We start from the raw sequence: 25,433 nt of genomic DNA, 5'->3' as shown, positions 1-25,433 counted from the left end.
ACTTTTTGACAAAAAAATCTAGTTTTTCCTGTAGTTTAGATTGAATTTCTTCTATCTAAAAATATGGAACTCTCCTCAAAGTCCTAATCTTACAGGTCTTTGGGTAGGTTCATATAAAAGGCTAAGTGGTCTTCATAGCGTTCAAATCGATAGTCAATTTCTTCGTTTTCCAATAAACTTTTAACTACAAATAGTCCCAAACCAGCTCCCTTACTTTGTCGACTAGATACTGTAAAGGATTGTTCAAACTTATCTTGCTCCTCAGGTGTACAGGCGTTCTCAATGAAAACCCAGCCATCTTCTGTCCCAATTTTTAAATAACCACCTTGAACAGAGTGTTTCACAGCATTACTGATAAGATTGGAAAGAATCAGCTTGAGTACCGAAGGATTTAGATAAGTTTGTTGGTCAGTCAGTTGATTCACAACTGATATTTCCCTCTCTTTAGCTAATAAATCATAATCCTTTAAGAGAAAATCTGTCATTTCAAAAAGGTTGATTTCTTCTTTCTTATCTCGCAATTCTTGCACTGAAGAAAGGGATAAGATTTGCTGGACATGGTGACTCAAATCATCCACAATCCCCAAAGAAACTCCCAGATAATGGTCCCGATCTTTATAGCGTCCAATATTGGCTTTCATATTCTCCAGAAGAATCTTTAGACTAGCTAGAGGCGTTTTCAGTTCGTGGGAAGCTCCTCGTAAAAACTCAACCTTCATCTTTTCCAGCTGGAGAATGGCCTCGTTTTTCTCATGCAAATCTGCAATCACAGTCAAGAGATGCTGATAAAGGCTGTTGATTTGTTCTTTAAGATCTCCAATTTCATCCTTAGAATCCACGCGCAACCTCACTTCTGCATCCAAATCCATCATCCGTCGAGTCACTCGTTTGATTTCCAAAATAGGAGCAACAATGGTTCTAGCATAGATAAAGGCGATGAGGAGCGAAATGATGAAAGACGCTAATAAAGTATAAGGTAGAAATTGAAGACTGATGTCTTCTGCTTCTTTCTGCAAATCCATAGAAGCTAAAAACTGCAAGGTCATCGTCTGACCATCCTTAGTTTGAACTTCTCTTTCCTCAATAACTAAGGAGGCCGTCTGTCGTTGTTTATCAATGGGAAGATTATCATTGACTTCCAACTTATCCTGAGTCATCTCTCCCTTAACAGCTCCCTTAATATCACTGCTTTTAGAATAAAGTTCAAGGACTTCCTGAATAGCTTGACTATCTTTGCCTTGGAGAGACTGGGCAATTTCTGTAGCCTTTTGCCCTATGCTCTCCTGACGGTGACTGAGATAGGTCGGAGGAAAGAGGAAATAGATGGCCAAATGCAAACAAATGACCAAGGTAGAAAATACCGAGAAGGTATAGATAAAAATTTTTTTAAATAAACCTGAACGTCTCATTTTCTCTCCAATTTATAACCAACATTGCGCACGGTAAGAATACAGTCTAAATCCAATTTTTTCCGTAGTTCCTTGATATAGACATCGATCACTCTGTCAAAAGGAACCTCATCTGTCATCTTCCATACAGCATCGATAATCTGCGACCGTGTTAAGGCTCGACCTTCATTTTTAACCAGATAGTCTAAAATTTCTAGTTCTTTTGCATTCACTGCAACTTCTTGACCTGCTACTTTAGCGCTATAACTGTCAAAGTCTACCTGGGTGTCCCTATAGGTAAAAATACGACCAGTATCATAATAACGCTTAAAGATGGCATCCACTCGTACCTTTAATAAAGATAGGGAAAAAGGCTTTTCCAAATATCCATCTGCTAATGCAGCAAAGGCACTCATCTTATATTCTTCGTCCTGAAAGGCTGTCAACATCAAGACCGGAACTTGACTGCTTTTACGGATTTCTGACAAAACCTCTAAACCATTGAGTTTCGGCATTTGAATATCTAAGAGAACCAAGGCAACTTGGTGATTGGAAAATTGTTTTAAAGCCTCAAGGCCATCTGCTGCCTGAATGGTTTCATAGCCACAATCCGTCAAATAATCACTAATTCCCTCACGGATCATGTCTTCATCTTCTACAATTAGAATTTTCATATAAATCCTTTTCTATCAAAAATGCTACCTATATTATATCTCATTTGAATGAGAATAGGTAGCATGTTTTTTATTCACTATCTATCAAAAGTTCTTTTGGTTGTTTAAAGAGGAGATTACTTGAAGCAAGTGCCATAACTAGTACTACTAGAACCAAGCCAAGTACAAAGATGATAGCAAAGTCAGAAGGTTGAATGGAAATATCCAAACTTGAAAGAGTCTTGCTAAAGCCATCAACTTCTGCACCACCACCAAGATTAGAGGCCTGGGCTGCCTTACTAGCTTGCTTAGCCACATCTGATGTGACATTTGCAAGAACTGTATTTCCAATGGCACGAGCAGTATAGTTAGCCAAGAAGTAAGCTGAAATTAGTGCTGGAATTGCAATCATAACTGCTTCTGTGATAAATTGTCCTAGAATACTTGCTTGTTTTAGACCAATTGAAAGGAGAATTCCAACCTCTTTACGACGAGCGTTAATCCATAGGGTGAGTAAGAGAGCGAGTAGAAGAACTGAGAAGCTCAAGCTACCCCAGAAGAGAAGATTAGCCATCTTGTACATGCCTGAGATAGATTGTTCGAGGGCAGGATAGTTAGATGAACTCTTAATCAAGCTATACATCTTCCAGTTGATGCCGTTGATAGACCCTAATTCTTGCATGACAGTATCTAGGTTCTTATCTCCAGCCACAAAGAAGGTAGCATCTCCATAAATAGCTGTATCTTCTGTATAACCATAGAGTTGGGCTGCTGTGTGAATATCTGTGATAGCTGTATTCTCATAGAGTTCTTGTGAATAGGTTACAGCAGATTTGTTGTGCCCATCAAAAAGTCCTTTGATCGTTACTTCTACTGTTTCCTTGGCTCCTTTTTCATTATCTGCATCGTAGATATTGGAGTTCAGTTTGACCTTGTCGCCAACTTTCCAGCCATGTTTAGCAGCCAAGTCTTTGTGCATGAGAATCTGGTATTTGTCATCTTTTGTTAAATGCTCACCTTCGACTAGTTTGTAAGAGCCTGACACAAACTTGTCTTCTTTAGAAGAGTCATTAACCCCTGTTATCATCAAGCTACTTCCAAAACGTTGAGCTCGATCTGCAGTTAGATTTTTCTTGGTTTCAGGCGTTTCAATCAGTTCATAGCCTGTCAAATCACCGATAGCATTAATCCGTTTGATGTAGGATTCAATGGCCTTATTCTCAGTAATTTTTTTGATATCTTCACCCTTGATATTCCCCGCACCACGTGGAGTTCCTTGATTGACCCTGCGGTTGATTTGCATGGAGAAACTATTGGTGATATTTTTAAAGGTTTCTTGAGAAGCCTTGGCTGTCGCTCCCTTGATAGACAAGCCGACCAAACTCAAACTAGCCATCAAGAGAATGATAAGAAAGATCACAAGCGACTTAAAAAATTTTCTTGTGACATAGGCAAATGCGTTGTGTAACATAAGATTCCTTTCTAGATTTACTTCAGTTTTTAATATGTTTAAATGTTTTAGTTACTATTTTTTCTTGTTTCAGTCAGTTTCTTATCCTTCAATTCAAGTGTAATATCTGACGCCTGTGCTACTTCCTTGCTGTGGGTCACAACGATCACACACTTGCCTGTTTTCTCAGCGAGAGATTTGAGCAAATCGATGATATCCCCAGCAGTCTTAGGATCCAAGTTTCCTGTTGGTTCATCTGCTAAAATCACTGGTGCTTCCGATACAAGGCTACGAGCAATGGCAACACGTTGTTGCTGCCCTCCTGATAATTGGAGAACATTCCTCTTGATTTGACTTTCATCTAAACCAAGTTCAAGAAGGGTATCCTTGCTAGCTTTTTTATTAACCAAGCGGATATTTTCCAATGGAGAAAGATAATCAATCAAGTTATAGTTTTGGAAAACTAGCGAGATGTGGTGCATGCGATGATAAGAATAACCTTGTTCACGAATATCCTTGCCTTCGAATAAGATAGCTCCTTCGACTGGGCTATCAAGTCCTGCTAATAGAGATAAGAGTGTTGACTTCCCAGCTCCTGATTCTCCGATAATACTATAAAACTTACCAGGTTCAAAATCGTAATTGATTTTATATAATACTGCTTCTGCAGTGTTTTTATAACGATAAGTAAGATCTTGTAATTGTAGTAAAGTCATGATTTCTCCTTTATTAACTGATGGATGATAAAATTTCTTTCGGTGATTTTCTAAATAAAAATAGGAAACAAAGTGCAACTGACAAGCAGCTGATTATAAGTAGGAAGATATAAGATTCTCCAAATGATAAAAGACTTGTTGAAAGATTCGTTGCTTTTGCTAGCGTATCTTGTAGTGCAGCTTGGTCGCTGCTTGCTAGTACAGTCTTCAAGAGATAGGAAGTAATGGCATTCCCAGCCACAAATGCTGGCAGAATAGCTGCCAATGAAACTAGGATGACTTCCAGGCAGAATTGGCTAAAGATTGCTATTTTCCCTTTACCTAGTGCCAATAAAATACCAACCTCGTAGACTCGCTCTCGTAACCAAAGGGACAAGACCAAAACCAGTGCTCCCACACCAGCGATCATAATGCCATAGAGGAAAATCTGTAGGAAGGTTTGGAAGGTCGAAACTGAATCCTTAATTTGTTCAAAAGCCTTATTTTCCTTTTCAACTTGATAGCCTTGGTTTTCCAGGGATAACTTTTCAACCTCTTGAATAATACTATCCATATCTTTTGGATTTTCTAAATAAAAACGAGCGGCGCTAACTTGAGCTTCCTTATTTCCAAGAAGAGTTTGGCTACTTTCGAAGTCTGTATAGACCGTATTTTCACTAAAATCTGACGAAAGACCAGTGAATTTCTCTTGCTTCTTACCTGAGAAAATACCTACGATTTCATAGTCTAGCCTTTGTCCACTATTTCCTTCAACTTGAGCAGGATTTAAACTAATCTTATCCCCAAGTTTTAAGTTATTCTTCTTAGCTAATTCTTCATGGACTAAGATTTTCTGACTATCTCCTTTTTCGAGGTGTCTTCCTTCTTTAAGACTAAAGGCGGAACTTGTAAAAGAAACATCCTTGGAAGAATCTTCCAAAGCAATCAAACTGATAAGATTTTTTTCAGCCTCTGTCAAATCATCCCTTTGGATACTTTGTTCTCCAGTAACGACTTCTTTGTCAGTTAACTTGGCTATTGTTTCTAGCTCAGGTGAAATCTTCTCAAGTCCCTTTATGTTTTTAAGGTCATCTAGTTGAGACAGTTGAAAGGTCTGATCTGCTTCTACTCTTTTAATAGAAAAAGACGTATTCAATGAGCGATAGAGATTATTTTCTACTGTTTTGTTGGACTTCATGAGCGTCAAACAAGCTGATATTCCAGCCAATAAAACAAATAGAATCAAGAATAATATGAGACTTCTCAGTCGTTTTCTGCTGACGTAAGCCCAAGCTCTTTGAGTGGGATTCATATAGCACCTCCATATTTGTAAAACCATTATAATATTCAAATATGAAATGTTTATGAAATACCAAAAAAAGAGCAAAAATATTTTTGCTCTTTTTTATGAAAAATAAAAAGCTAGTCAAACTAGCTCATCTGCTATGCGGAGAGAGGGACTTGAACCCTCACGACCTAAAGCGGTCACAGGATCCTTAGTCCTGCGCGTCTGCCAATTCCGCCATCCCCGCGTCGATTACTTTACTAGTATATCAACTTTGAAAAAAATTGTCAAGACTTTTTTCAGATTTTTTCATCTTGAAATGTATTATTCTGTAATTTCAAGCAAATTTTCATCAACCAATTTCGCACCAAGTGTATTCTTAAAATGTCCAAGTGCAAAGGCATGATTTTCAGGCCAAATGGATGCAACTGCTGGTTTGACAACTTCTATCTGATAACCAAGATTATAAGCATCAATGGCCGTATGCAAGACACAGATATCTGTAAGAACTCCTGTCAAAATGACTGTATCTACTCTACGCTCTCTGAGACGGATATCCAAATCTGTTCCAGAAAAGGCCGAATAGTGACGTTTGTCCATCCAGAAAACACGACTATCTCTAGCATGCTCCTGATAAAAGTCTGCTAACTTGCCATACAAGTTTCGTCCACTAGTCCCAATAATATTATGAGGCGGGAACAGCTTACTTTCAGGATGAAAAACATCATTTTCTTCATGAGCATCGATGGTAAAAAAGATATAATCTCCACGTTCAAAAGCCTTTTGGGTCACCCCATATATATCATCAGATATTGCTTGAGCTGGAGCTCCCGCAGTCAGTTTCCCATGGTCCGCTACAAAATCTTCTGTATAGTCAATAGAAATTAAAGCCTTAGCCATTAATAGTTCCTCTTTTTCACTTCTTCAAAAATATCTGGAATTAGAACTTTGAGATAAGTTCCTTTCATACCAAGAGAACGACTCTCAATAATCCCTGCCGATTCAAGTTTACGAAGGGCATTAACAATTACAGAACGAGTGATACCGATACGGTCTGCAATGACTGAAGCTGTTAATTGACCTTCATTACCATTTAATTCAGCTAGAATAGCCGATACTGCTCTAAGTTCAGAGTAAGAAAGTGTATTGACCGCCATAGTTACAGCCGTACGACGACGAATATTTTTCTCATCTTCTTCACGTTGGAAGTTTAAGAGTTGAATTCCTACTACTGTGCTGGCAATTTCAACAAGAATTAAATCATCTTCTTCAAACTTCTTATCATTGCGCCAAATAATCAATGAACCCAAGCGAATACCAGAGACATGGATTGGAGCAATCGTTGTCAAACCATCCGGGAAATCAGAACGACTCTCAGTTGGGAAAATTGTCAAATCATGCTCTACTGGAAGATTGGCCTCCGTATCGTAAATCATGTTCGCACCTTGCACATAATCTTCTGGGAAAGTCTTTGATTGGAAGAATTGCTCTACTCGGTCATTATTAGTTTTGTAGCGCATAAAGTAGCCCAACAAACGACCCTTGCTATTCACAATACAAGCGTTACAGTCAATAATGTCTGCTAATTGACGTGTAATGGCATTATAAGGAAGCTCATCTTGTAATTGCTCCTCCGAACGCTTTAAAATTGATGTGATTTTTCTTGTTTTTTCTAATAAATGTGCCATTTTTTACCTCGCATATAATCGCTTTCATTATATCATAAAATTCTGACTTTTTCAACAATTATCTGAAAATTGTTTATTGAATTGCAATTCAAGTGTATTCGAAAATTTTTCCTATTTTTTATAAATTTCTTATTGACAGCTTCCTGATTTTTTGATAGAATAATATTACAAGATAACAAATATATAAATACAAACTTCTCGTATTACTTTTTCATATGACTCTCGGTCTCCTTATATATAAAAGCGATCCACCTCAGTGAACCGCTTTTTTTGTTATTTATCTCCTTTGTTACGAATAACAAAGCCTGTTTTCTTCTCGCTTGAAGTATTGCGTGGTTTTTTAGTATCCTTGCGGTAACGCTTTTCTTTATCAAAGCGATCCTTTGAACGTCCACCTTTACGATAGTCATCACGACGTCCATTGCCACGGCGATCACGGTCTCGACGGTCATCCCCACGACGGCCTCCTCGACCACCCTTGCCTTTGCCACCGAAGCCACCACCAGATGGTTTAAATGGTAACGGTTTTTCACGTGCAATCTCAACCTCAGGAAGACTATCTGGGTCTTGAACAGTTAAGCTGAGGATATACATGGCCAATTCTTCTGGGCTGAATTCTGAGGCCAATTGACGAGCATCCTTGCCAAACTTCTCAAAGTTACTACGAATCTCCTCATTCGCAAAATCACGTTCAATTTTCTTCAGTGCAACCTGCTTCTTAGCTTGGAAGGCTTCTTCTGCACTTGCAGGCTTGAGACCTTTCATACGTTTCTTAGTCAAGTTCTCAATGATTTGTAGATAACCCATTTCATTAGGTGAAACGAAGGTAATAGACTGACCTGACTTACCTGCACGTCCTGTACGACCAATACGGTGAACATAACTCTCAGGGTCTTGTGGGATATCATAGTTGTAGACATGAGTCACACCTGAAATATCCAAACCACGAGCAGCCACGTCTGTTGCAACGAGGACATCAAGATTGCCATTTTTAAAATCACGAAGGACACGAAGACGTTTGTTTTGGTCCAAATCTCCATGAATCCCTTCTGCACGGAAACCACGGATTTTCAGCCCACGAGTTAATTCATCCACACGACGTTTGGTACGACCGAAGACAATAGACAACTCAGGTTGATCAACATCCATAAGACGAGTCATGGTGTCAAATTTTTCTTGTTCCTTAACGCGGATATAGTACTGGTCTACTAATTCTGTAGTTAATTCTTTGGCAGCAATCTTCACATGCTCAGGTTCTTTCATGAACTGAACACCAATACGTTTGATAGCATCTGGCATAGTCGCTGAAAAGAGCAAGGTTTGACGATTTTCTGGTACACGAGAGATGATTGCTTCGATATCTTCAAGGAATCCCATGTTCAGCATTTCATCTGCTTCGTCTAAGATCAAGGTTTCAATATCATGTAATTTCAAAGCCTTGCGTTTAATCAAGTCTAGAAGACGACCTGGTGTTCCTACTACGATATGAGCCCCTGATTTAAGAGCCTTGATTTGTTTTTCAATGCTTGAACCACCATAGACTGAACGGACTTTCACACCTTTACTACGGCCAAAGCGGAAGAGTTCTTCCTGACTTTGAACAGCCAGTTCACGAGTTGGGGCAATCACCAAAGCTTGAATAGTTGCTTCTTCTGTACGAATTTTTTCAAGGGTTGGCAAGCCAAAGGCCGCTGTTTTCCCTGTACCAGTCTGTGCTTGACCGATAACATCTTTTCCTTCAAGAGCCAAAGGAATAGTTTGCTCTTGGATAGGACTTGCTTCTACAAATCCTGCTTTTTCAACTTCTGCTAAAAGGTCAGCAGAAAGATTAAATTCATTAAATTTCACGTTATTCTTCTTTCTAAAGATGGTGCGAAGCCATCCTATAGCGCTTAGTTTATACTTTTCTTGTCATGACGTACTTTCAGTTTTTATGAAAGACCGTGTTGCTTCTTTTCCACTAAAGAAAAGTACTGCTTTCTTTGCAACTTATCTAGTATAACACAAGAGAGGGCCAAAAGATAGTCTAACCACTTGATTAAATCATGTAAACGATTTTTCTATTTTTTGAACTTGATTCTCAAAAGCTTTCGTGAGACTAATTTAGTCCAATATTTTTTCCCGTAGCAGAATTGTGAAAAAATTTTTTTCTTGTGCTAGAATGAAATCAAACAGGAGGATTAAAAAATGTTAACATACGATTTAATTGTTATTGGATTTGGTAAGGCAGGTAAAACTCTTGCTGCCAAACTAGCTTCAGCTGGTAAAAAAGTTGCCCTTATCGAACGCAACAAAGCAATGTACGGTGGTACTTGTATCAACATCGGTTGTATTCCAACTAAAACCTTGTTAGTTGCCGCAGAAAAGAACTTGTCATTTGACGAGGTTATGGCAACAAAAAATACAATTACCAGCCGCCTCAATGGTAAAAACTATGCTACGATTGCTGGTACTGGAGTTGATATCATTGATGCCGAAGCCCACTTTGTTTCAAACAAAGTCATCGAAATTCAAGCCGGTGATGAAAAACAAGAACTAACTGCTGAAACAATCGTCATCAACACTGGTGCTGTTTCAAACGTTTTGCCTATTCCAGGACTGTCTACTAGCAAGAATGTCTTTGATTCAACTGGTATCCAAAACTTGGAACAATTACCAGAAAAACTCGGAATTCTAGGTGGTGGAAATATCGGTCTTGAGTTTGCTGGTCTCTACAATAAACTCGGAAGCAAGGTAACAGTCTTGGACGCTCTAGATACTTTCCTACCTCGCGCAGAACCTTCTATTGCTGCTCTTGCTAAACAATACATGGAAGAAGACGGCATTGAACTCCTTCAAAATATCCATACTACTGAAATCAAAAACGATGGTGACCAAGTTCTTGTCGTGACAGAGAATGAAACCTACCGTTTTGACGCCCTTCTCTACGCAACTGGACGTAAACCAAACGTAGAGCCACTTCAACTGGAAAATACGGATATTGAACTAACTGAACGTGGTGCTATCAAGGTAGACAAACATTGTCAAACAAACGTTCCTGGTGTCTTTGCAGTTGGAGATGTCAACGGTGGACTTCAATTTACCTACATTTCACTAGATGACTTCCGTGTTGTTTACAGCTACCTTGCTGGTGATGGCAGTTACACACTTGAAGACCGTCTCAATGTTCCAAACACCATGTTCATCACACCAGCACTTTCACAAGTTGGTTTGACTGAAAGCCAAGCAGCTGATTTGAAACTTCCATACGCTGTTAAGGAAATCCCTGTTGCTGCTATGCCTCGTGGTCATGTAAATGGTGACCTTCGTGGAGCCTTCAAAGCTGTTGTCAACACTGAAACTAAAGAAATTCTAGGTGCAACTATCTTTTCAGAAGGATCACAAGAAATCATCAATATCATTACTGTTGCTATGGACAACAAAATCCCATACACTTATTTCACAAAACAAATCTTCACTCACCCAACATTGGCTGAAAACTTGAATGACTTGTTTGCGATTTAATTATAGAAAGCAGTCCGATAGCGGGCTGTTTTTCTTTTTCTAAAATCTCAAATCTGTCTTTTCCAGCATTTATGATATAATAGAAACATGAAATTAAAAACTACTTTGGGCCTTCTTGCTGGGCGTTCTTCTCATTTTATTTTGAGTCGTCTTGGACGTGGAAGTACGCTGCCTGGAAAACTTGCCCTTCAATTTGATAAAGATATTCTACAAAATTTAGCGAAGAACTACGAGATTGTTGTGATAACTGGTACCAATGGAAAAACCTTGACAACCGCTCTCACTGTCGGTATCCTAAAGGAAATTTATGGTCAAGTGTTAACCAATCCAAGTGGTGCCAACATGATCACAGGGATTACGACTACTTTCTTGACTGCAAAATCTTCAAAAACTGGAAAAAATATAGCAGTACTTGAAATCGACGAAGCTAGTCTCTCACATATCTGTGACTATATCCAGCCTAGTCTTTTCGTTATCACTAATATCTTCCGCGATCAGATGGACCGATACGGTGAGATCTATACGACCTACAAGATGATTTTGGACGCTATTCGAAAAGTTCCTACTGCTACTGTTCTGCTAAACGGTGATAGTCCGCTTTTCTACAAGCCTGCAATTTCAAATCCTGTTCAGTATTTTGGTTTTGATCTAGAAAAAGGTCCAGCGCAACTTGCTCACTACAATACTGAAGGTATTCTCTGCCCTGAATGTCAAAGTATTCTGAAATATGAACTCAATACTTATGCTAACTTGGGAGCTTATATCTGTGAAAATTGTGGATGTAAACGTCCTGACTTGGACTACCGTCTGACAGAATTGGTTGAGTTGACCAACAATCGTTCTCGCTTTGTTATTGATGGTCAGGAATATGGTATTCAAATCGGTGGTCTCTACAACATCTACAATGCTCTGGCTGCAGTTGCTATCGCTCGTTACCTAGGCGCTGATTCTCAACTGATTAAACAAGGATTTGACAAGAGTCGAGCTGTTTTCGGTCGCCAAGAAACTTTCCATATCGGTGACAAGGAATGCACACTGGTTCTTATTAAAAATCCTGTTGGTGCTACCCAGGCCATCGAAATGATCAAACTAGCTCCTTACCCATTTAGTCTATCTGTTCTCCTCAATGCAAATTATGCAGACGGGATTGATACCAGCTGGATTTGGGATGCTGACTTTGAGCAAATTACTGGTATGGACATTCCTGAGATCAATGCGGGTGGAGTTCGTCATTCTGAAATTGCTCGTCGTCTACGTGTTACTGGCTATCCAGCTGACAAGATCACTGAAACAAGTAGCCTGGAACAAGTTCTCAAAACGATCAAAGCCCAAGACTGCAAGCATGCCTATATCCTTGCGACATATACGGCTATGCTGGAATTCAGAGAATTACTAGCAAATCGTCAGATTGTTAGAAAGGAGATGAACTAATGGTTTATACTTCACTTTCCTCAAAAGACGGCAATTATCCTTACCAACTAAATATCGCCCACCTCTATGGGAATCTCATGAACACCTACGGAGATAATGGGAATATCCTCATGCTCAAGTACGTCGCTGAAAAGCTGGGTGCACATGTAACAGTTGATATCGTTTCGCTTCATGATAATTTCGATGAACATCATTACGATATTGCCTTTTTCGGCGGTGGCCAAGACTTTGAACAAAGTATCATTGCTGGTGATTTGCCTGCCAAAAAAGAAAGTATCGATAACTTTATCCAAAATGATGGTGTCGTTCTTGCTATCTGTGGTGGTTTTCAACTATTGGGACAATATTATATAGAGGCTTCCGGAAGACGCATCGAAGGCCTCGGTGTTATGGGACACTACACACTCAACCAAACCAATAACCGCTTTATCGGTGATATTAAAATTCATAATGAAGAATTCGATGAAACCTACTATGGATTTGAGAACCACCAAGGTCGCACCTTCCTCTCAGATGACCAAAAACCACTGGGACAGGTTGTTTACGGAAATGGAAACAACGAAGAAAAGGTCGGTGAAGGTGTCCACTATAAAAATGTTTTCGGTTCTTATTTCCACGGGCCTATCTTATCTCGTAATGCAAATCTAGCCTATCGCTTGGTCACTACTGCTCTTAAGAAAAAATATGGTCAGGACATCGACCTTCCAGCTTATGAGGATATCCTTGGCCAAGAAGTCGCTGAAGAATACAGCGATGTGAAAAGTAAGGCAGAATTCAACTAATCTTTCTATTCCAACATGCTATTAGCTGTTGGAATTTTTTTAGGCTCTTTTCCTCTTCTCTCTTGCATTTTCTACTATTTTTTGCAAAAATAGAGGGTAGAAAGAAGGTAACATATGTCTAAATTACAACAAATTGTAACATATCTCGAATCTGAAAAGTTAGACGTCGCTGTCGTATCTGACCCCGTCACTATCAATTACCTCACTGGTTTTTACAGTGATCCACACGAACGCCAAATGTTCCTCTTTGTCCTTGGAGACCAGGAACCACTTCTCTTTGTGCCAGCCCTTGAGGTTGAGCGTGCAACTAGCACTGTTTCATTCCCAGTCGTCGGTTATGTGGACTCTGAAAACCCTTGGAAGAAGATTCAAAACGCCTTGCCACAGCTTGATTTCAAACGTGTAGCAGTTGAGTTTGACAATCTCATCTTGACTAAATACCACGGTTTGAAAACTGTCTTTGAAAGTGCTGAGTTTGAGAACTTGACTCCATTGATCCAACGGATGCGCTTGATCAAATCAGCAGACGAAGTGCAAAAGATGATGGTAGCGGGTATTTACGCCGACAAGTCTGTTAAAGTTGGTTTTGACAATATCTCTCTTGATAATACGGAAACTGATATCATTGCGCAAATCGATTTTGCTATGAAACGTGAAGGCTATGAAATGAGCTTCGACACCATGGTTTTGACTGGTGATAATGCTGCGAATCCACATGGTATTCCTGGAGCTAACAAGGTTGAAAACAATGCACTTCTCCTCTTTGACCTTGGTGTGATGGTCAATGGTTATGCATCAGATATGACTCGTACAGTCGCTGTTGGTAAACCAGACCAATTTAAGAAAGATATTTACAACTTGACTCTTGAAGCCCAACAAGCTGCCCTTGACTTTATCAAACCTGGTGTGACAGCTCATGAAGTTGACCGTGCAGCTCGTGAAGTGATTGAAAAAGCTGGTTACGGTGAGTACTTCAATCACCGTCTCGGTCACGGTATCGGTATGGATGTCCACGAATTCCCATCTATCATGGAAGGAAACGACATGGTTATCGAAGAAGGCATGTGCTTCTCAGTTGAGCCTGGTATCTACATCCCTGGTAAAGTCGGTGTCCGTATCGAAGATTGCGGTGTTGTTACGAAGGATGGCTTCGACCTCTTTACAAACACCAGCAAAGATTTGCTTTATTTTGATTAAAAAGTATATTACAAAAAATAAGATGGAAAAGCTTAACTTTCCATCTTATTTTTTGATTTGATAATAAATTTTATCAGCGATATAACCTTTTCGTTCAACTGCATTTGGAATCGTCTTCCAAAAAGTCATACCAGCCTTTTCCATCACACGACCAGATGCTGGGTTTAAACTTGCATAGCAGGCATTAACCTCTTTAAATTCAATCTCATCCAGACAGTATGATAAAACTGCTTTCAAGGCTTCTGTCATGCTTCCTCGTCCCCAGTAGTCCATTCCTAAGATATATCCGATCTCACAGCTAGAGTTTTCTTCATCCACACTGACCAGACTAATATCTCCAATGACATAGTCTGGATTTTCTTTGAGACTAATGGCCCATTTGTAGTAATTTGGATTGTCATAGGATTTTACCCAATTGCCAATAGAATTTCGAGTCTGTTCGACATTCAGGTGTGGATTCCAAGTCACATAGGTCAGATTTTCTGAGCGTGAAGCCCAATTATCAAACATGGCTCGAGCATCACCTTCCACAAATCTCCTCAAAATCAATCGTTCAGTTTCTATAATTTGTGTACCTAGTGCTTTCATAATCGTAACTCGCTTTCTATTTGAATGTTCAAGCTAAAAAGGTCCACTGGACCTTCTTAGTTTTCTTATTTCTAGGATCAGGGTAAAAACACTTTACTCATAAACATTGAGAAAACAACAGTTTCCTCTAATTTTATGACGCAGTAGCTGTCTGGCTTGCGGGGGTGTGACTACGAAATCGAACTCTTCGAGTTACCGACCTTCCTCGTTTTCCTGTTTCAAGACTCAGCCAAAAAAGGTCCTCCGGACCTTCCTCGCTTTTCTATTTTCAGGCTCGGGCTAAAAAGGTCCCCCGGACCTTTTTACTCCCAAAACGTATCAAACACTGTGATTGGTAGGTGGCGTTTGTGTTGGCCTTTGTGCCACCATTTTTCAATGGTTGCTTTGGCTTCTTGGCTGATTTGTTTACCTTCCAGGTAGTCATCAATCTCTGCGTAGGTTACACCGAGTGCAACTTCATCTGCCAATCCTGGTTTCTCTTCTTCTAGATCGGCAATCGGTACTTTTTCATAGAGAGCAGGATCAGCTCCGAGCTCCTTCAATAGTTGTTTCCCTTGGCGTTTATTGAGGCGATAGAGAGGAAGAATATCTGCACCGCCGTCACCGAACTTGGTAAAGAAACCTGTGACATTTTCTGCAGCATGGTCAGTACCAATAACTGCTCCACTATGAGCTCCTGCGAGTGCATATTGGGCAATCATCCGGCTTCTAGCCTTGATATTCCCTTTATTAAAGTCTGACATTGGACTACCAGTAGCCTCTACTGCCGCTGCCATTGCATCTACAGAATCCTTGATATTGACCACCAAACTCACATCTGGCTGGATAAAAGCTAGGGCTTTTTGGGCATCATCCTCATCTGCTTGAATTCCATAAGGTAGGCGAACTGCTATAAATTTATAAGAATCATCACCGGTTTCAGCTCGCATTTCTTCCATAGCTAGTTGGGCAAGACGACCAGCTAAAGTCGAGTCTTGACCACCAGAAATTCCTAATACAAAACTTTTAAGGAAGGGATGTTTTTTAAGGTATTTTTTCAAAAAGTCAATGGAACGACGGATTTCTTCTTGCGGATTGATGACAGGTTTAACCCCTAATTGTTGGATAATGGTCTCTTGCAAACTCATTCTTCTTCTCCTTCGCCCAGAGCTGCCTTACGCATCTTATCGATCAAGTCCATCTTGTCTTGCCATACATCACGAGCCAAGTCAACAGGATAATGTTGTGGATTAAGTACGCGTTTGTATTCGTCCCAAAGCTTATCAAATTCCTTACGAGCATAAGCTTGAATTTCAGGAAGACTTGGTAAATCATAGACTAGCTTACCGTCCTTGAAGATGTTTACCAAGAGAGGAACGGCATCAAAATTACGGACAGTTTTCTTGATGTAAGTATAGGTCGGATGGAACATCTTAATCTCCGTCATACTAGTAACATCTACACCATCGTAAGTAATGTAGTCACCTTCAGACTTGCCTTTTTCACGGCTGGTGATACGCCAAACTTGTTTCTTACCTGGTGTTGACACCTTCTCTGCATTGTTTGAAAGTTTGATAGTATTGCGCATCTGACCATTTTCATCTTCAATGGCAACAACCTTATAAACTGCTCCTAGAGCTGGTTGGTCATAAGCTGTAATGAGCTTAGTCCCGACACCCCAGACATCAATCTTAGCTTTTTGCATTTTGAGGTTAAGGATAGTATTTTCATCAAGGTCATTGGATGCATAAATCTTAGCATCCGTAAATCCTGCCTCGTCCAGTTGTTGACGAACTTTTTTAGAAATATAGGCGATATCACCAGAGTCAATACGAACACCCTTAAAGTTAATCTTGTCACCTAATTCTCTTGCAACCTGAATGGCAGCAGGAACACCGATACGAAGAGTATCATAAGTATCAACAAGAAAGACACAATCACGGTGAGTTGAGGCATAAGCCTTGAAAGCTTGGTAATCATTGCCATAGACTTGAACCAAGGCATGAGCGTGAGTCCCTAAAACCGGAATTCCAAAGAGCTTACCAGCACGCACATTACTAGTTCCATTGGCACCACCAATGACGGCGGCACGAGTTCCCCAGATAGCTGCATCCATTTCTTGCGCACGACGTGTACCAAACTCCATCAAAGGTTCATCATCAATGACCGAGCGAATACGAGCTGCCTTGGTCGCAATCAAGGTTTGAAAGTTGACAATATTCAAGAGGGCTGTTTCAACCAATTGACACTGCGCCAAAGGGCCTTCCACTTGAACAATCGGTTCATTAGCAAATACTAAGTCCCCTTCTTGAGCAGAACGCACAGTTAATTCCAACTTGAGATTACGGAGATATTCCAGGAAGGCACCATGATAACCCAGTGATTCTAAATAAGCAATATCGCTATCAGAAAAGCGCAGGTTTTCTAAGTAGTTCACAATTCGTTCCAAACCTGCAAAAACAGCGTAGCCGTTTTTAAAAGGTTGTTGGCGGAAATAAACTTCAAAAACCGCTTTCTTGTTATGAATTCCTTGGTTGAAGTAAACCTGCATCATGTTAATCTGATACAAATCTGTGTGCAATGTTAAACTGTCATCTTGGTACATATACTGTCCTTCTTCCTTATTTGTAAAAAGATGAAAATGCTTCTTCTTTTCTCATAAATTAGTACTATTATAACACATTTTACCAAGATGGATAAAAAGCTAACAAGCTATTCCATACTCTCAAGTTCATCCATATCTTTCTCAAACTTTTTCTGAGCCCATTCACCATAACTCTTTAAACCTAGGTTTCCAAGAAAGACCCAAGGAAGATAAAAGAGATAGGTAAAGCACCAAGCAAAAAGGTATTTGAAGTTTAATGGATTGTGCTGATAAATCTCTATATTGAACTGGTAGTTTTGCAACATTATAATAGTTGTGATTAGTAGTGTCATTAATAGACATCCCAAAATCGTAAAATGAAAACGACTATAGTAGGTCGCACCGAGGTTTCTCGCCCGGTTGAAGAAGTAAAAAAGTCCAATAATGTTAATGCTGAGAACCATAGTCGGATTAAAAAGACTTGGTGCTAATATAGCAATCATATAAGATAAAAGCAAGAAAACGATAGTGATATGGAAACTTTCTGCTCCTGCTTTATTCATCAGTTGTTCTTCTCTTTCATCCAATAATTGATAATAAAAAAATTTATTTTTCATCTTCTTCCTCCCAAAATAATTGATCCAGCGTTTTCCCTAAGCACCTGCAAATGGATTGGCAAAGTGAAAGCGAAGGATTGTACTTGCCAGCTTCTATCAAGCCGATAGTCTGCCGAGTGACACCCACAGCTTCTGCCAAATCACCTTGTGTCATGTCAAGCTCCACTCGAGCTAACTTTAATTTTAAATTCTTAGCCACTTGTTACCTCCTCCTTTATTTTAAAAGTTGCGCTTCTTTTTTCAACTTTATTATATCATATATTTTACATTATGCAATATATATCTGTCATTTTGTGAGATTTTTTTTACAAAAAAACTCTACCACTTACATGATAGAGAGTTTTCTGTTTACAAATCTTTTTGATAATAGTGCCTTTGTCCAGTGTAGGGATAATCTTTTAAGGTAAAAACTTCCTTGTAGCCTTGCTTTTGATAAAAGCCTGGTGCTTGAAACTGATAGGTATTCACAAAAGCAAAGCGACAGTTTCTCTTTTTAGCTTCACTTTCTGCTTGCTGCAATAGTTGGGAGCCGATTCCTTGCCCTCGCAAGTCCTCCTTCACAAACAAATACTCAATTTCTAACCAATTCCCGAAAGTCTCTGCTACTAATCCAGCCATGATTTCACCATGTTCATCTTCGACATAAAGGTTTAGTGGCTCACTTTCAGCAACTTCTCTTTTTGAACGATTATAGGAGCGAATCAAGTCTCCTATAATTTGCGATTTCTGAGATTCTGTATTTTCCAATCTTACCTGCATCCAAACCTCCTCGAAGATACTTATAGCTTGATTATAGTCTTATTACCAAGAGCTGTCAAACTAGAAAACTCATCAACCTGAGTTGATGAGCTTATAACTTATTTTCTAAATTTCCATTGGCTATAAATACCAAAAGCAACAATCCAGATAGCTGAACCTCTTGCTCCCATTACAGTTGATTCCTGTAAAAAGAGAGTTCCGAATACAAAGATGAAGAAGAGCATAGTCAGAGGATTTAGCAAGCGATATTGGGGCATGAGATAGCCATCTGCCATAAAGTCTTTTGACTTGCGATATTTGAGATGGGCTACCATAACCAAGATGTAGATGGCGATATAAACACCTGATGAAGAAGCTGTAATCAAAGCAAAGGCATCTGATACTCCTGGAAGGACATTGATGAAGGCTGCAAAACCAATCAATACCGCAGAAGCAATGATAGCATTCTGAGGAACGTTGTGGCGTGAAAGTGTATCTGCCTTAATAGCTTTCAAGAAACGATTTGGTGAATCATGGGCAATTTGGTACAAGTGACGACCTGTTGAGTAAAGAGTTGAATTCAAGGCTGACGCTGCTGAAGTCAAGACAACAAAGTTAATCAAGGCCGCCGCCCACTTAAGACCAACAAGTTCAAATACCGTTACAAATGGTGAATCCGTCGCAGAAAGCTCATGCCAAGGAATAATAGACATGATGGCTAAGAGAGCTCCACCGTAGAAAAAGATAATTCGCAAAGGAATTTCCTTAACCGCCTTGGGTAAGACTTTTCGAGGATCTTTGGTTTCAGATGTTGTAACGCCGATAAATTCAATCATCAAGTAAGCAAAGAAAACCATTTGAAAGGCCATGACAAAGTTCATTCCTCCATTTGGGAAAAGGGAGAATTGCTCACTAATATTGGTGAGACTTGCTGAACCATATGGCGTTTCAAAGCCAGTCAAGACTAGAAAGACCCCTGTTGCAATCATGGCAAGGATGGCCACAATTTTAATCATAGCAAACCAAAATTCTACTTCACCAAAGATTTTAACAGCAATCAGATTGACCAAGCCCAAAATCGTTAGGAATACAACCTGAATCAACCAAGATGGCCAGGATGGAAACCAAAACTGAACATAATGAGCGATAGCTGTGATCTCAGCCATACCGATAAAGACTACTGAGAGCCAGTAAGACCAGACTGAGAAGTAACCCCATCCCTTTCCAAGATAGCGAGTAATAAAATTGATAAAGGTGTGTTGCTCTGGGTCCTGGTACAACATTTCACCGATAGCACGCATCATAAGATACATGAAGCCACCCGTAATCATATATACCAAAACAATCGAGGGCCCTGTTAAACTAATCGAGCGACCTGCCCCGAGAAATAATCCTGTCCCGATTGTTCCCGCAATGGCCATAACCTGAACGTGGCGGTTTGTTAAGCCACGCTCCATTTTACTTTTCTTTTTATGTTTATTTTCTGAATTCATCTAGTCTCCTTAAGTTTTTAGAATTAAGAAAAGGAGTGATAGAAAACGCTTTCCCTAAATCCCACTCCTTCTTTTTATCCTATTAAGCGGTTTTTTCAACCTTCAAGATCTTAACATCATAGCTTCCAGCAGGTGTTTCGATTGTAACAACATCACCTTTTTTCTTACCAATCAATGCTTGACCAATTGGGCTTTCATTTGACACTTTTCCTGCAAAAGCATCTGCTCCAGCTGAACCAACGATAATGTATACTTCTTTTTCGTCTTCTCCAACTTCTTGGATTGTTACAGTTTTTCCGATAGCAACTTCATTTTTTGCAACGGCATCACTGTTAACGATTTCTGCGTAACGAATCTTAGTCTCTAGACTTGAGATTTGTCCCTCGACGAAAGCTTGCTCGTCTTTCGCTGCTTCATACTCACTGTTCTCTGACAAATCACCATATGAACGAGCAATCTTGATACGTTCTACAACTTCTGGACGACGTACTAGTTTCAATTCTTCTAATTCTTTTTCGAGTTTTTCCTTTTCTTCCAAGGTCATTGGATATGTTTTTTCTACCATTTTTCTCAACTTTCTTTTGATTTAATTAATAAATATATGCTTTAAAGCAAAATTATGTGGAAAACCACATAATTTTAGTTTGTGCTATTTGATTGAGGTAATTTACTATTGATATGTTCTTGAACGTTACGATCATGTTCTTCTAGTGTTGTTGCATAGTAAACTTTACCATCTTGAACATTGGCTACAAAATAGAGATATTCACTCTTTGTCTGATTGATACTTGATTCGATAGCATCCAAGCTTGGACTATCAACTGGTCCAGGCATTAGACCTACTTTTGTATAGACATTATATGGTGAATCAATAGATGTATCAATGGCTGCATCATCAGAGAGACTGATGTTTTGACCAAGTTTTCCTTCTGCGTAAAGGATAGCGATATTACTTTGAAGTGGCATACCGAGGTTTAAGCGGTTATAGAAGATTCCTGCAATCAGCTTACGATCTTCTGTTTTTGCCCCTTCTTTCTCAACAAGTGATGCAATTGTTAAGAGCTCATTTACGGTCAAGTTCTTTTCTTTGATCGCAGCATAGTGTGAAGAAAGGTTCTTATCCATAGCTGCAAGCATTGAATCAATTAAACTTTCAACAGTTGTACTTTCTTTGATTGTATAAGTCGCAGGGAAAAGATAACCTTCTAAACGGTAACGAACACCACTATCTTTTGCTGGCAAGCTTTCAAGCAAGTTTGGATATTTGGCAACCTCTTGAGCAATAAAGGTCTCATCTTGGGCCTTAGCCAAGAATGCTTCCGCTGTCAAAGGTTCCTTAAAGTCACCTTGAAGTTGGCCAACAGTTTGAGCAATTTGTTCCAAAGTATAGCCTTCAGGAATAGTCAAGTCTGCAAGAGCAACTTCCTGAGGTTCAGGTGTACCACCCTTTTGCAACTCTTTAATGACATCTTCAACACTCATACTCTTTTGCAAGTTGTAATAACCAGACTTCAATCCAGTGTAGTTTTTATACTTGGCATAAAGTGTAAAGACCAAACCGTTCTTAATAACACCAGATTTTTCCAAAACTGAGCCAATTTCTTGAGTATTAGCACCATCTGGAATCTGAACTGACATATATTGTTTAGAACTTGGATCTACTGGTTGTAGAGCTGATTCAGCATAGCGTAGGCCAAAGAATCCACCAGCACCAATTAGAATCAATAATACCAAAACTGTTACTAAAAATCCTTTTAAGCGGGATTTCTTCTTTTTCTTGGCTGGTTTCACAGTCTCTCTCCGACTTCTTCTAGGAAGGTCTGCTTCTTCAGTAGCTTCTTGACTTGTCAATTCTTCATTGTGTGACGCAAGGTTTACTGTTTCTTTTTCTGGAACAGTATCAAATGCACGATAAGAAACTGAAACTCTAGTTGGAATTGAATTATTCTCTTCTTTTTCCGGAATTGATTGAGATGACTCAACTACTTCTTCTCGTACTGCTTCTGGAATTTCTTCTTGTACTTCCTCTGCAGCTTCTTCTGGAACTTCTTCTACAAGAACAGGACGCTCAGGAACAGTTGGGGCATTATCAATCAATTGATCAACAGCTGCAACTGATTTTGCAATCAACTCCTCTTCCGAAATACTTGGTTCCTTTTTTTCTGAAGTTGCTTCAGAAGGTTTTGCTAAAGTTGAAAAAAGATCATCCGTTTGTTCAACTTCATTTGCCTCTTTTTTTAGTCGTTCTAAATCTCGCAAAATTTGCTCTTTAAAACTCAACTTTTCTTCATTTGAATTTTCGCTCAAAGGTATTTACCTCCTTGTTGATAATCCTTAATATTATATCTTAAAAACTAAAGAAAAGCAACCTTAGAAGCCTTTCTACTCACTAATTCTTGTTTTCCCAGACCATATCATACCATTCTTCTCCCGCAAATTGGGACTTAGACTTTCCTTCATTGACAAAACCATGCTTCTCATAGTATTCAATAAGGTAGTCATGACAGGTCAGATTGATCCCCTCTCGTTCATGCTTAAGAGCCACTTCTTTCAATGCGGTCAGGAGTTTTTTTCCTAGTCCTAGAGATTGAGCTTTTTTTGCTATAGAAAGACAAGTCACAGAAATATAACCACCTTCCTTATGACTGTGGTCTTTTATTTCTTCAGTGAAAGACAGGTCTTGTAAATAACGATGAGGGATTACCGGACCTTCGATATAACCAAGTATCTCTCCATCTTTTTCAGCCACTAGAAAGCTCGTTTTTATTTCCTTTAAATGTGCTTCAAAGACAGATCGAGGTATGGCTTCTTCAATAGAAAAATTCTCTAATTCAATCTCTAAAATACGGTCTAAATCACTCAGTCTAGCTTGTCGAATAATCATAGTTCCTCCTGATAAAAGGGATTCTTCCAGCACATGAGAAAATTAACTTCATTTCCGACTCCCAGATCTACTATTCCTTGCTCTATAAATTCACTCATCTCAAAATAAGACAGGAATTCATCTTTACAGACCAGATAAATACCGGGGCTATTTTGTTGAAGAGCAACTTGTTTCATGGTTGCGAGCAACAAGGTTCCAAATCCTTGCCCTTGATAATTCGGATGAACAGATAAAGCATCAATAACAAGATTTCCATTACTAATAGCTTCTCCATCTGCCATCTCTATTATCCATCTACTTACTGAGGACGTAGCAAAATCTGTCGCTGAAATATAAGCAATCACCTGATCATCTAAACTAGCTAAGAGAAACGTATCCGCAAAATTACGGATACGTTCTTCTATTATTTCTCTATTAACTGTTTCTTGGAAGTTTTGACTACTCTCCTGTATCAAGCAAACCTGCTCAATATCAGATTGCTGAACTTCCCTTATTTTAATTGGAAATTCCATGGTGTTCCTTACTGAACATTACTTGTCAAATTAGACAAGAGACGTTCGAATGAGTATTCATATGATTGAATGTCACCTGCTCCCATAAAGACGTATACAGCATTGTCATGGTCTAAGAGTGGAGACACATTTTCAACAGTGATAACTTGATGTTTTTTATCAATCTTAGCTGCTAAATCCTCAACTTTAACATCACCATGGTCAACTTCGCGAGCAGATCCATAGATTTGTGCTAAGTAAACTGCATCAGCCTGGTTCAAAGCTTGTGCAAAATCATCCAACAAAGCAATTGTACGAGTAAAAGTATGCGGTTGGAAAATAGCAACTATTTCCTTGCTTGGGTATTTTTGACGTGCAGCATCTAGAGTTGCAATGATTTCAGTTGGGTGATGAGCAAAATCATCGATAATGACTGTATCGTTAACAATCTTTTCGGTAAAGCGACGTTTAACGCCTCCAAAAGTATTCAAGTGTTCACGCACTAAATTCAAGTCAAATCCAGCAGTATAAAGTAAACCAATTACTGCTGTTGCATTCATGATGTTGTGGCGACCAAAGGTTGGAATGTGGAATTGACCCAACTCTTGACCACGGAAGTGAACTGTGAAAGTTGAACCAGTTGTTGAACGAAGCAAATCGCTAGCTACAAAGTCATTGTTGTCTGCTTCAAAACCGTAATAATAGATTGGGGCATTTGCCGTAATCTTACGCAACTCAGCATCTTCACCGTAGACAAACAAACCTTTGGTGATTTGTTTAGCATAATCATTGAAGGCGTTGAAGACATCCTCTAAGCTTGTGAAATAGTCAGGATGGTCAAAGTCGATATTCGTAATAATAGAGTATTCTGGGTGATATGGCATGAAATGACGTTCGTACTCGTCTGATTCGAAGACAAAATACTTAGCATTTTCAGAACCACGACCTGTACCATCTCCGATTAGATAGCTTGTATCAGTGATGTGTGACAAAACGTGAGAAAGCATACCTGTTGTTGAAGTCTTACCGTGTGCTCCGGCAACACCCATGCTGATAAAGTCACGCATAAAGCTACCAAGAAACTCATGATAACGTTTATAGCTTAGTCCATTCTTGTCTGCATAGGCAATTTCAACATTGTTGTCTGGACGAAAGGCATTCCCAGCGATGATTTCTAAATCCCCTTGAAGATTCTTCTCATCAAAAGGCAAAATTTTGATACCTGCTTGCTCCAGTCCACGTTGTGTAAAGTAGTATTTCTCTACATCAGACCCTTGGACCTTATGCCCCATTTGGTGCAACATCAAGGCCAAGGCACTCATCCCTGATCCTTTAATTCCGATAAAATGATAGGTTTTTGCCATCTTTTTCCCCTTTACTCTGTCATATTTGTCAAGTTCAACTCTTGAGCAATTTTACGTTCTTTTTCTGATTGATTTTCTTTTTTGTTATAAATTTGGCTTTTCTTTAAAAAATCATAATTATTTTTCTTTGGTCCAAGATGCTCTTCTTTGCTTGTCTCCTGCGTCTGTGGAGCCATTTCAGCCAAAATATAATGGTTCTGAGTTAGTTTGTCACTAAATTTTGCTAGCTCCCCAGGATTTTCCTTTTGGAAAGGAGCTGTTGGCTTATTTGCCTGTTTTACTACATTATTTGAAGATTTATAACGTTTCGTAAAACTAACATCTTGAGTCAAATATTTTGCTGAACGTTTCCGTTTTAGATCAGCTCTTGCTTCTTCACGAGCAAGTTCAGCATAGGATTTTTCCTTCTTTTCAGGTAGCTTATCTGATGCTTGAACCAGTGGCTTTTTTTCGGTAGTAATTGGTGACCATTCCAAGTAGTTTTTGTCCTGGTAATCTCCCTTGATATTACTAATGAGATCCGACTCATCATATAAATCCATAAATGGCATTTCTGTCAGCATGATCTCATCATCTGACACTATTGGAAATCGTACTTGTTTCATTTTTATTCCCTTTCAAT

General features: G+C 39.2%; 25 protein-coding genes and 1 tRNA gene. 4 read left to right on the top strand and 22 right to left on the bottom strand.

Translation table 11 applies throughout. The annotated features are described in order from the left end of the window. Positions 1–89 precede the first annotated feature (89 nt). The 9 genes from vncS to cshA form a co-directional block, all read right to left on the bottom strand. On the bottom strand, positions 90–1,409 hold the full coding sequence (gene vncS / locus HMPREF9423_RS04645; protein WP_004252445.1) for a sensor histidine kinase VncS: 1,320 nt from the start codon (positions 1,407–1,409) through the stop codon (positions 90–92). Then, positions 1,406–2,062, bottom strand: coding sequence for a response regulator transcription factor VncR (vncR, locus tag HMPREF9423_RS04640; RefSeq protein WP_006148163.1), 657 nt, complete (start codon positions 2,060–2,062; stop codon positions 1,406–1,408). Before vncR ends, vncS begins: the two co-directional genes overlap by 4 nt. Before the next feature lie 70 nt (positions 2,063–2,132). Next, positions 2,133–3,512, bottom strand: a complete 1,380-nt coding sequence (gene vex3, locus HMPREF9423_RS04635; protein WP_006148162.1) for an ABC transporter permease subunit Vex3 — start codon at positions 3,510–3,512, stop codon at positions 2,133–2,135. A 47-nt stretch (positions 3,513–3,559) separates the two neighbouring features. Then, complete coding sequence (gene vex2, locus HMPREF9423_RS04630) at positions 3,560–4,207, bottom strand: ABC transporter ATP-binding subunit Vex2 (protein WP_004252438.1); 648 nt, start codon at positions 4,205–4,207, stop codon at positions 3,560–3,562. A 13-nt stretch (positions 4,208–4,220) separates the two neighbouring features. Then, entirely contained in the window at positions 4,221–5,498 is a 1,278-nt protein-coding gene (locus HMPREF9423_RS04625) for an ABC transporter permease (RefSeq protein WP_006148161.1), read from the bottom strand. Positions 5,499–5,632: 134 nt separating this feature from the next. Further along, positions 5,633–5,718: transfer RNA gene (locus HMPREF9423_RS04620), tRNA-Leu, on the bottom strand. 77 nt (positions 5,719–5,795) lie between these two features. Then, positions 5,796–6,371, bottom strand: a complete 576-nt coding sequence (locus HMPREF9423_RS04615) for a cysteine hydrolase family protein (RefSeq protein ID WP_006148160.1) — start codon at positions 6,369–6,371, stop codon at positions 5,796–5,798. Next, positions 6,371–7,159 (bottom strand): GTP-sensing pleiotropic transcriptional regulator CodY, encoded by a 789-nt coding sequence (gene codY / locus HMPREF9423_RS04610; RefSeq protein ID WP_006148159.1) that lies wholly within the window; start codon positions 7,157–7,159, stop codon positions 6,371–6,373. The genes HMPREF9423_RS04615 and codY overlap by 1 nt, the downstream gene beginning before the upstream one ends. A 273-nt stretch (positions 7,160–7,432) precedes the next feature. Then, positions 7,433–9,007 (bottom strand): degradosome RNA helicase CshA, encoded by a 1,575-nt coding sequence (gene cshA, locus HMPREF9423_RS04605; protein ID WP_004252431.1) that lies wholly within the window; start codon positions 9,005–9,007, stop codon positions 7,433–7,435. A gap of 339 nt (positions 9,008–9,346) precedes the next feature. Between cshA and HMPREF9423_RS04600 the strand changes: the two genes are divergently transcribed. The 4 genes from HMPREF9423_RS04600 (at position 9,347) to HMPREF9423_RS04585 (ending at position 14,073) form a co-directional block, all read left to right on the top strand. Then, positions 9,347–10,663 (top strand): FAD-containing oxidoreductase, encoded by a 1,317-nt coding sequence (locus tag HMPREF9423_RS04600; RefSeq protein ID WP_006148158.1) that lies wholly within the window; start codon positions 9,347–9,349, stop codon positions 10,661–10,663. Positions 10,664–10,750: 87 nt separating this feature from the next. After that, positions 10,751–12,094: a lipid II isoglutaminyl synthase subunit MurT gene (murT, locus tag HMPREF9423_RS04595; protein WP_006148157.1), complete on the top strand. Its 1,344-nt coding sequence runs from the start codon at positions 10,751–10,753 to the stop codon at positions 12,092–12,094. Beyond that, positions 12,094–12,876, top strand: a complete 783-nt coding sequence (gene gatD / locus HMPREF9423_RS04590; RefSeq protein WP_006148156.1) for a lipid II isoglutaminyl synthase subunit GatD — start codon at positions 12,094–12,096, stop codon at positions 12,874–12,876. The genes murT and gatD overlap by 1 nt, the downstream gene beginning before the upstream one ends. Positions 12,877–12,990: 114 nt before the next feature. After that, positions 12,991–14,073 carry a M24 family metallopeptidase gene (locus HMPREF9423_RS04585; protein ID WP_006148155.1) on the top strand — a complete coding sequence of 361 codons (1,083 nt, stop codon included), beginning with the start codon at positions 12,991–12,993 and terminating at the stop codon, positions 14,071–14,073. Between the two features lie 45 nt (positions 14,074–14,118). On the opposite strand, the gene HMPREF9423_RS04580 is transcribed toward HMPREF9423_RS04585, so the two are convergent. The 13 genes from HMPREF9423_RS04580 to zapJ form a co-directional block, all read right to left on the bottom strand. Further along, complete coding sequence (locus HMPREF9423_RS04580; RefSeq protein WP_006148154.1) at positions 14,119–14,661, bottom strand: GNAT family N-acetyltransferase; 543 nt, start codon at positions 14,659–14,661, stop codon at positions 14,119–14,121. Positions 14,662–14,963: 302 nt separating this feature from the next. Then, positions 14,964–15,788, bottom strand: a complete 825-nt coding sequence (nadE, locus tag HMPREF9423_RS04575) for an ammonia-dependent NAD(+) synthetase (RefSeq protein WP_006148153.1) — start codon at positions 15,786–15,788, stop codon at positions 14,964–14,966. Then, positions 15,785–17,245 carry a nicotinate phosphoribosyltransferase gene (locus HMPREF9423_RS04570; RefSeq protein ID WP_006148152.1) on the bottom strand — a complete coding sequence of 487 codons (1,461 nt, stop codon included), beginning with the start codon at positions 17,243–17,245 and terminating at the stop codon, positions 15,785–15,787. Before HMPREF9423_RS04570 ends, nadE begins: the two co-directional genes overlap by 4 nt. Before the next feature lie 107 nt (positions 17,246–17,352). Further along, on the bottom strand, positions 17,353–17,841 hold the full coding sequence (locus HMPREF9423_RS04565) for a DUF6773 family protein (protein WP_006148151.1): 489 nt from the start codon (positions 17,839–17,841) through the stop codon (positions 17,353–17,355). Next, entirely contained in the window at positions 17,831–18,040 is a 210-nt protein-coding gene (locus tag HMPREF9423_RS04560) for a helix-turn-helix transcriptional regulator (protein ID WP_001107501.1), read from the bottom strand. The genes HMPREF9423_RS04565 and HMPREF9423_RS04560 overlap by 11 nt, the downstream gene beginning before the upstream one ends. Positions 18,041–18,189: 149 nt before the next feature. Next, a complete protein-coding gene (locus tag HMPREF9423_RS04555) occupies positions 18,190–18,600 on the bottom strand; it encodes a GNAT family N-acetyltransferase (protein WP_006148150.1) in 411 nt (136 codons plus the stop codon). 98 nt (positions 18,601–18,698) lie between these two features. After that, positions 18,699–20,072 (bottom strand): amino acid permease, encoded by a 1,374-nt coding sequence (locus HMPREF9423_RS04550; RefSeq protein WP_006148149.1) that lies wholly within the window; start codon positions 20,070–20,072, stop codon positions 18,699–18,701. A gap of 82 nt (positions 20,073–20,154) precedes the next feature. Next, positions 20,155–20,637, bottom strand: coding sequence for a transcription elongation factor GreA (greA, locus tag HMPREF9423_RS04545; RefSeq protein ID WP_006148148.1), 483 nt, complete (start codon positions 20,635–20,637; stop codon positions 20,155–20,157). 74 nt (positions 20,638–20,711) lie between these two features. After that, on the bottom strand, positions 20,712–22,379 hold the full coding sequence (mltG, locus tag HMPREF9423_RS04540; RefSeq protein WP_006148147.1) for an endolytic transglycosylase MltG: 1,668 nt from the start codon (positions 22,377–22,379) through the stop codon (positions 20,712–20,714). A gap of 82 nt (positions 22,380–22,461) precedes the next feature. Further along, the gene (locus HMPREF9423_RS04535) at positions 22,462–22,956 is read right to left on the bottom strand and encodes a GNAT family N-acetyltransferase (RefSeq protein WP_006148146.1); all 495 of its coding nucleotides are present in this window, start codon (positions 22,954–22,956) and stop codon (positions 22,462–22,464) included. Next, positions 22,953–23,468 (bottom strand): GNAT family N-acetyltransferase, encoded by a 516-nt coding sequence (locus HMPREF9423_RS04530; protein WP_006148145.1) that lies wholly within the window; start codon positions 23,466–23,468, stop codon positions 22,953–22,955. Before HMPREF9423_RS04530 ends, HMPREF9423_RS04535 begins: the two co-directional genes overlap by 4 nt. 8 nt (positions 23,469–23,476) lie before the next feature. After that, positions 23,477–24,811 carry a UDP-N-acetylmuramate--L-alanine ligase gene (gene murC, locus HMPREF9423_RS04525; protein WP_004252402.1) on the bottom strand — a complete coding sequence of 445 codons (1,335 nt, stop codon included), beginning with the start codon at positions 24,809–24,811 and terminating at the stop codon, positions 23,477–23,479. A gap of 11 nt (positions 24,812–24,822) precedes the next feature. Next, positions 24,823–25,416 carry a divisome accessory protein ZapJ gene (gene zapJ, locus HMPREF9423_RS04520; RefSeq protein ID WP_006148144.1) on the bottom strand — a complete coding sequence of 198 codons (594 nt, stop codon included), beginning with the start codon at positions 25,414–25,416 and terminating at the stop codon, positions 24,823–24,825. Between the last annotated feature and the right edge of the window lie 17 nt (positions 25,417–25,433).

Origin of the sequence: Streptococcus infantis ATCC 700779, from assembly GCF_000187465.1 — a bacterium.
In the GTDB taxonomy this organism is placed as follows: Bacteria; Bacillota; Bacilli; order Lactobacillales; family Streptococcaceae; genus Streptococcus; species Streptococcus infantis.
Note: the sequence above shows the minus strand (reverse complement) of the source record. Positions and strands in the feature narration are given on the sequence as shown.

Excerpts from the sequence above, each read along its gene's own strand:
- vncS (WP_004252445.1), bottom strand. The coding sequence starts at position 1,409 with ATGAGACGTTCAGGTTTATTTAAAAAAATTTTTATCTATACCTTCTCG.
- vncR (WP_006148163.1), bottom strand. The coding sequence starts at position 2,062 with ATGAAAATTCTAATTGTAGAAGATGAAGACATGATCCGTGAGGGAATT.
- vex3 (WP_006148162.1), bottom strand. The coding sequence starts at position 3,512 with ATGTTACACAACGCATTTGCCTATGTCACAAGAAAATTTTTTAAGTCG.
- vex2 (WP_004252438.1), bottom strand. The coding sequence starts at position 4,207 with ATGACTTTACTACAATTACAAGATCTTACTTATCGTTATAAAAACACT.
- HMPREF9423_RS04625 (WP_006148161.1), bottom strand. The coding sequence starts at position 5,498 with ATGAATCCCACTCAAAGAGCTTGGGCTTACGTCAGCAGAAAACGACTG.
- HMPREF9423_RS04615 (WP_006148160.1), bottom strand. The coding sequence starts at position 6,371 with ATGGCTAAGGCTTTAATTTCTATTGACTATACAGAAGATTTTGTAGCG.
- codY (WP_006148159.1), bottom strand. The coding sequence starts at position 7,159 with ATGGCACATTTATTAGAAAAAACAAGAAAAATCACATCAATTTTAAAG.
- HMPREF9423_RS04600 (WP_006148158.1), top strand. The coding sequence starts at position 9,347 with ATGTTAACATACGATTTAATTGTTATTGGATTTGGTAAGGCAGGTAAA.
- murT (WP_006148157.1), top strand. The coding sequence starts at position 10,751 with ATGAAATTAAAAACTACTTTGGGCCTTCTTGCTGGGCGTTCTTCTCAT.
- gatD (WP_006148156.1), top strand. The coding sequence starts at position 12,094 with ATGGTTTATACTTCACTTTCCTCAAAAGACGGCAATTATCCTTACCAA.
- HMPREF9423_RS04585 (WP_006148155.1), top strand. The coding sequence starts at position 12,991 with ATGTCTAAATTACAACAAATTGTAACATATCTCGAATCTGAAAAGTTA.
- HMPREF9423_RS04580 (WP_006148154.1), bottom strand. The coding sequence starts at position 14,661 with ATGAAAGCACTAGGTACACAAATTATAGAAACTGAACGATTGATTTTG.
- nadE (WP_006148153.1), bottom strand. The coding sequence starts at position 15,788 with ATGAGTTTGCAAGAGACCATTATCCAACAATTAGGGGTTAAACCTGTC.
- HMPREF9423_RS04570 (WP_006148152.1), bottom strand. The coding sequence starts at position 17,245 with ATGTACCAAGATGACAGTTTAACATTGCACACAGATTTGTATCAGATT.
- HMPREF9423_RS04565 (WP_006148151.1), bottom strand. The coding sequence starts at position 17,841 with ATGAAAAATAAATTTTTTTATTATCAATTATTGGATGAAAGAGAAGAA.
- HMPREF9423_RS04555 (WP_006148150.1), bottom strand. The coding sequence starts at position 18,600 with ATGCAGGTAAGATTGGAAAATACAGAATCTCAGAAATCGCAAATTATA.
- HMPREF9423_RS04550 (WP_006148149.1), bottom strand. The coding sequence starts at position 20,072 with ATGAATTCAGAAAATAAACATAAAAAGAAAAGTAAAATGGAGCGTGGC.
- greA (WP_006148148.1), bottom strand. The coding sequence starts at position 20,637 with ATGGTAGAAAAAACATATCCAATGACCTTGGAAGAAAAGGAAAAACTC.
- HMPREF9423_RS04535 (WP_006148146.1), bottom strand. The coding sequence starts at position 22,956 with ATGATTATTCGACAAGCTAGACTGAGTGATTTAGACCGTATTTTAGAG.
- HMPREF9423_RS04530 (WP_006148145.1), bottom strand. The coding sequence starts at position 23,468 with ATGGAATTTCCAATTAAAATAAGGGAAGTTCAGCAATCTGATATTGAG.
- murC (WP_004252402.1), bottom strand. The coding sequence starts at position 24,811 with ATGGCAAAAACCTATCATTTTATCGGAATTAAAGGATCAGGGATGAGT.
- zapJ (WP_006148144.1), bottom strand. The coding sequence starts at position 25,416 with ATGAAACAAGTACGATTTCCAATAGTGTCAGATGATGAGATCATGCTG.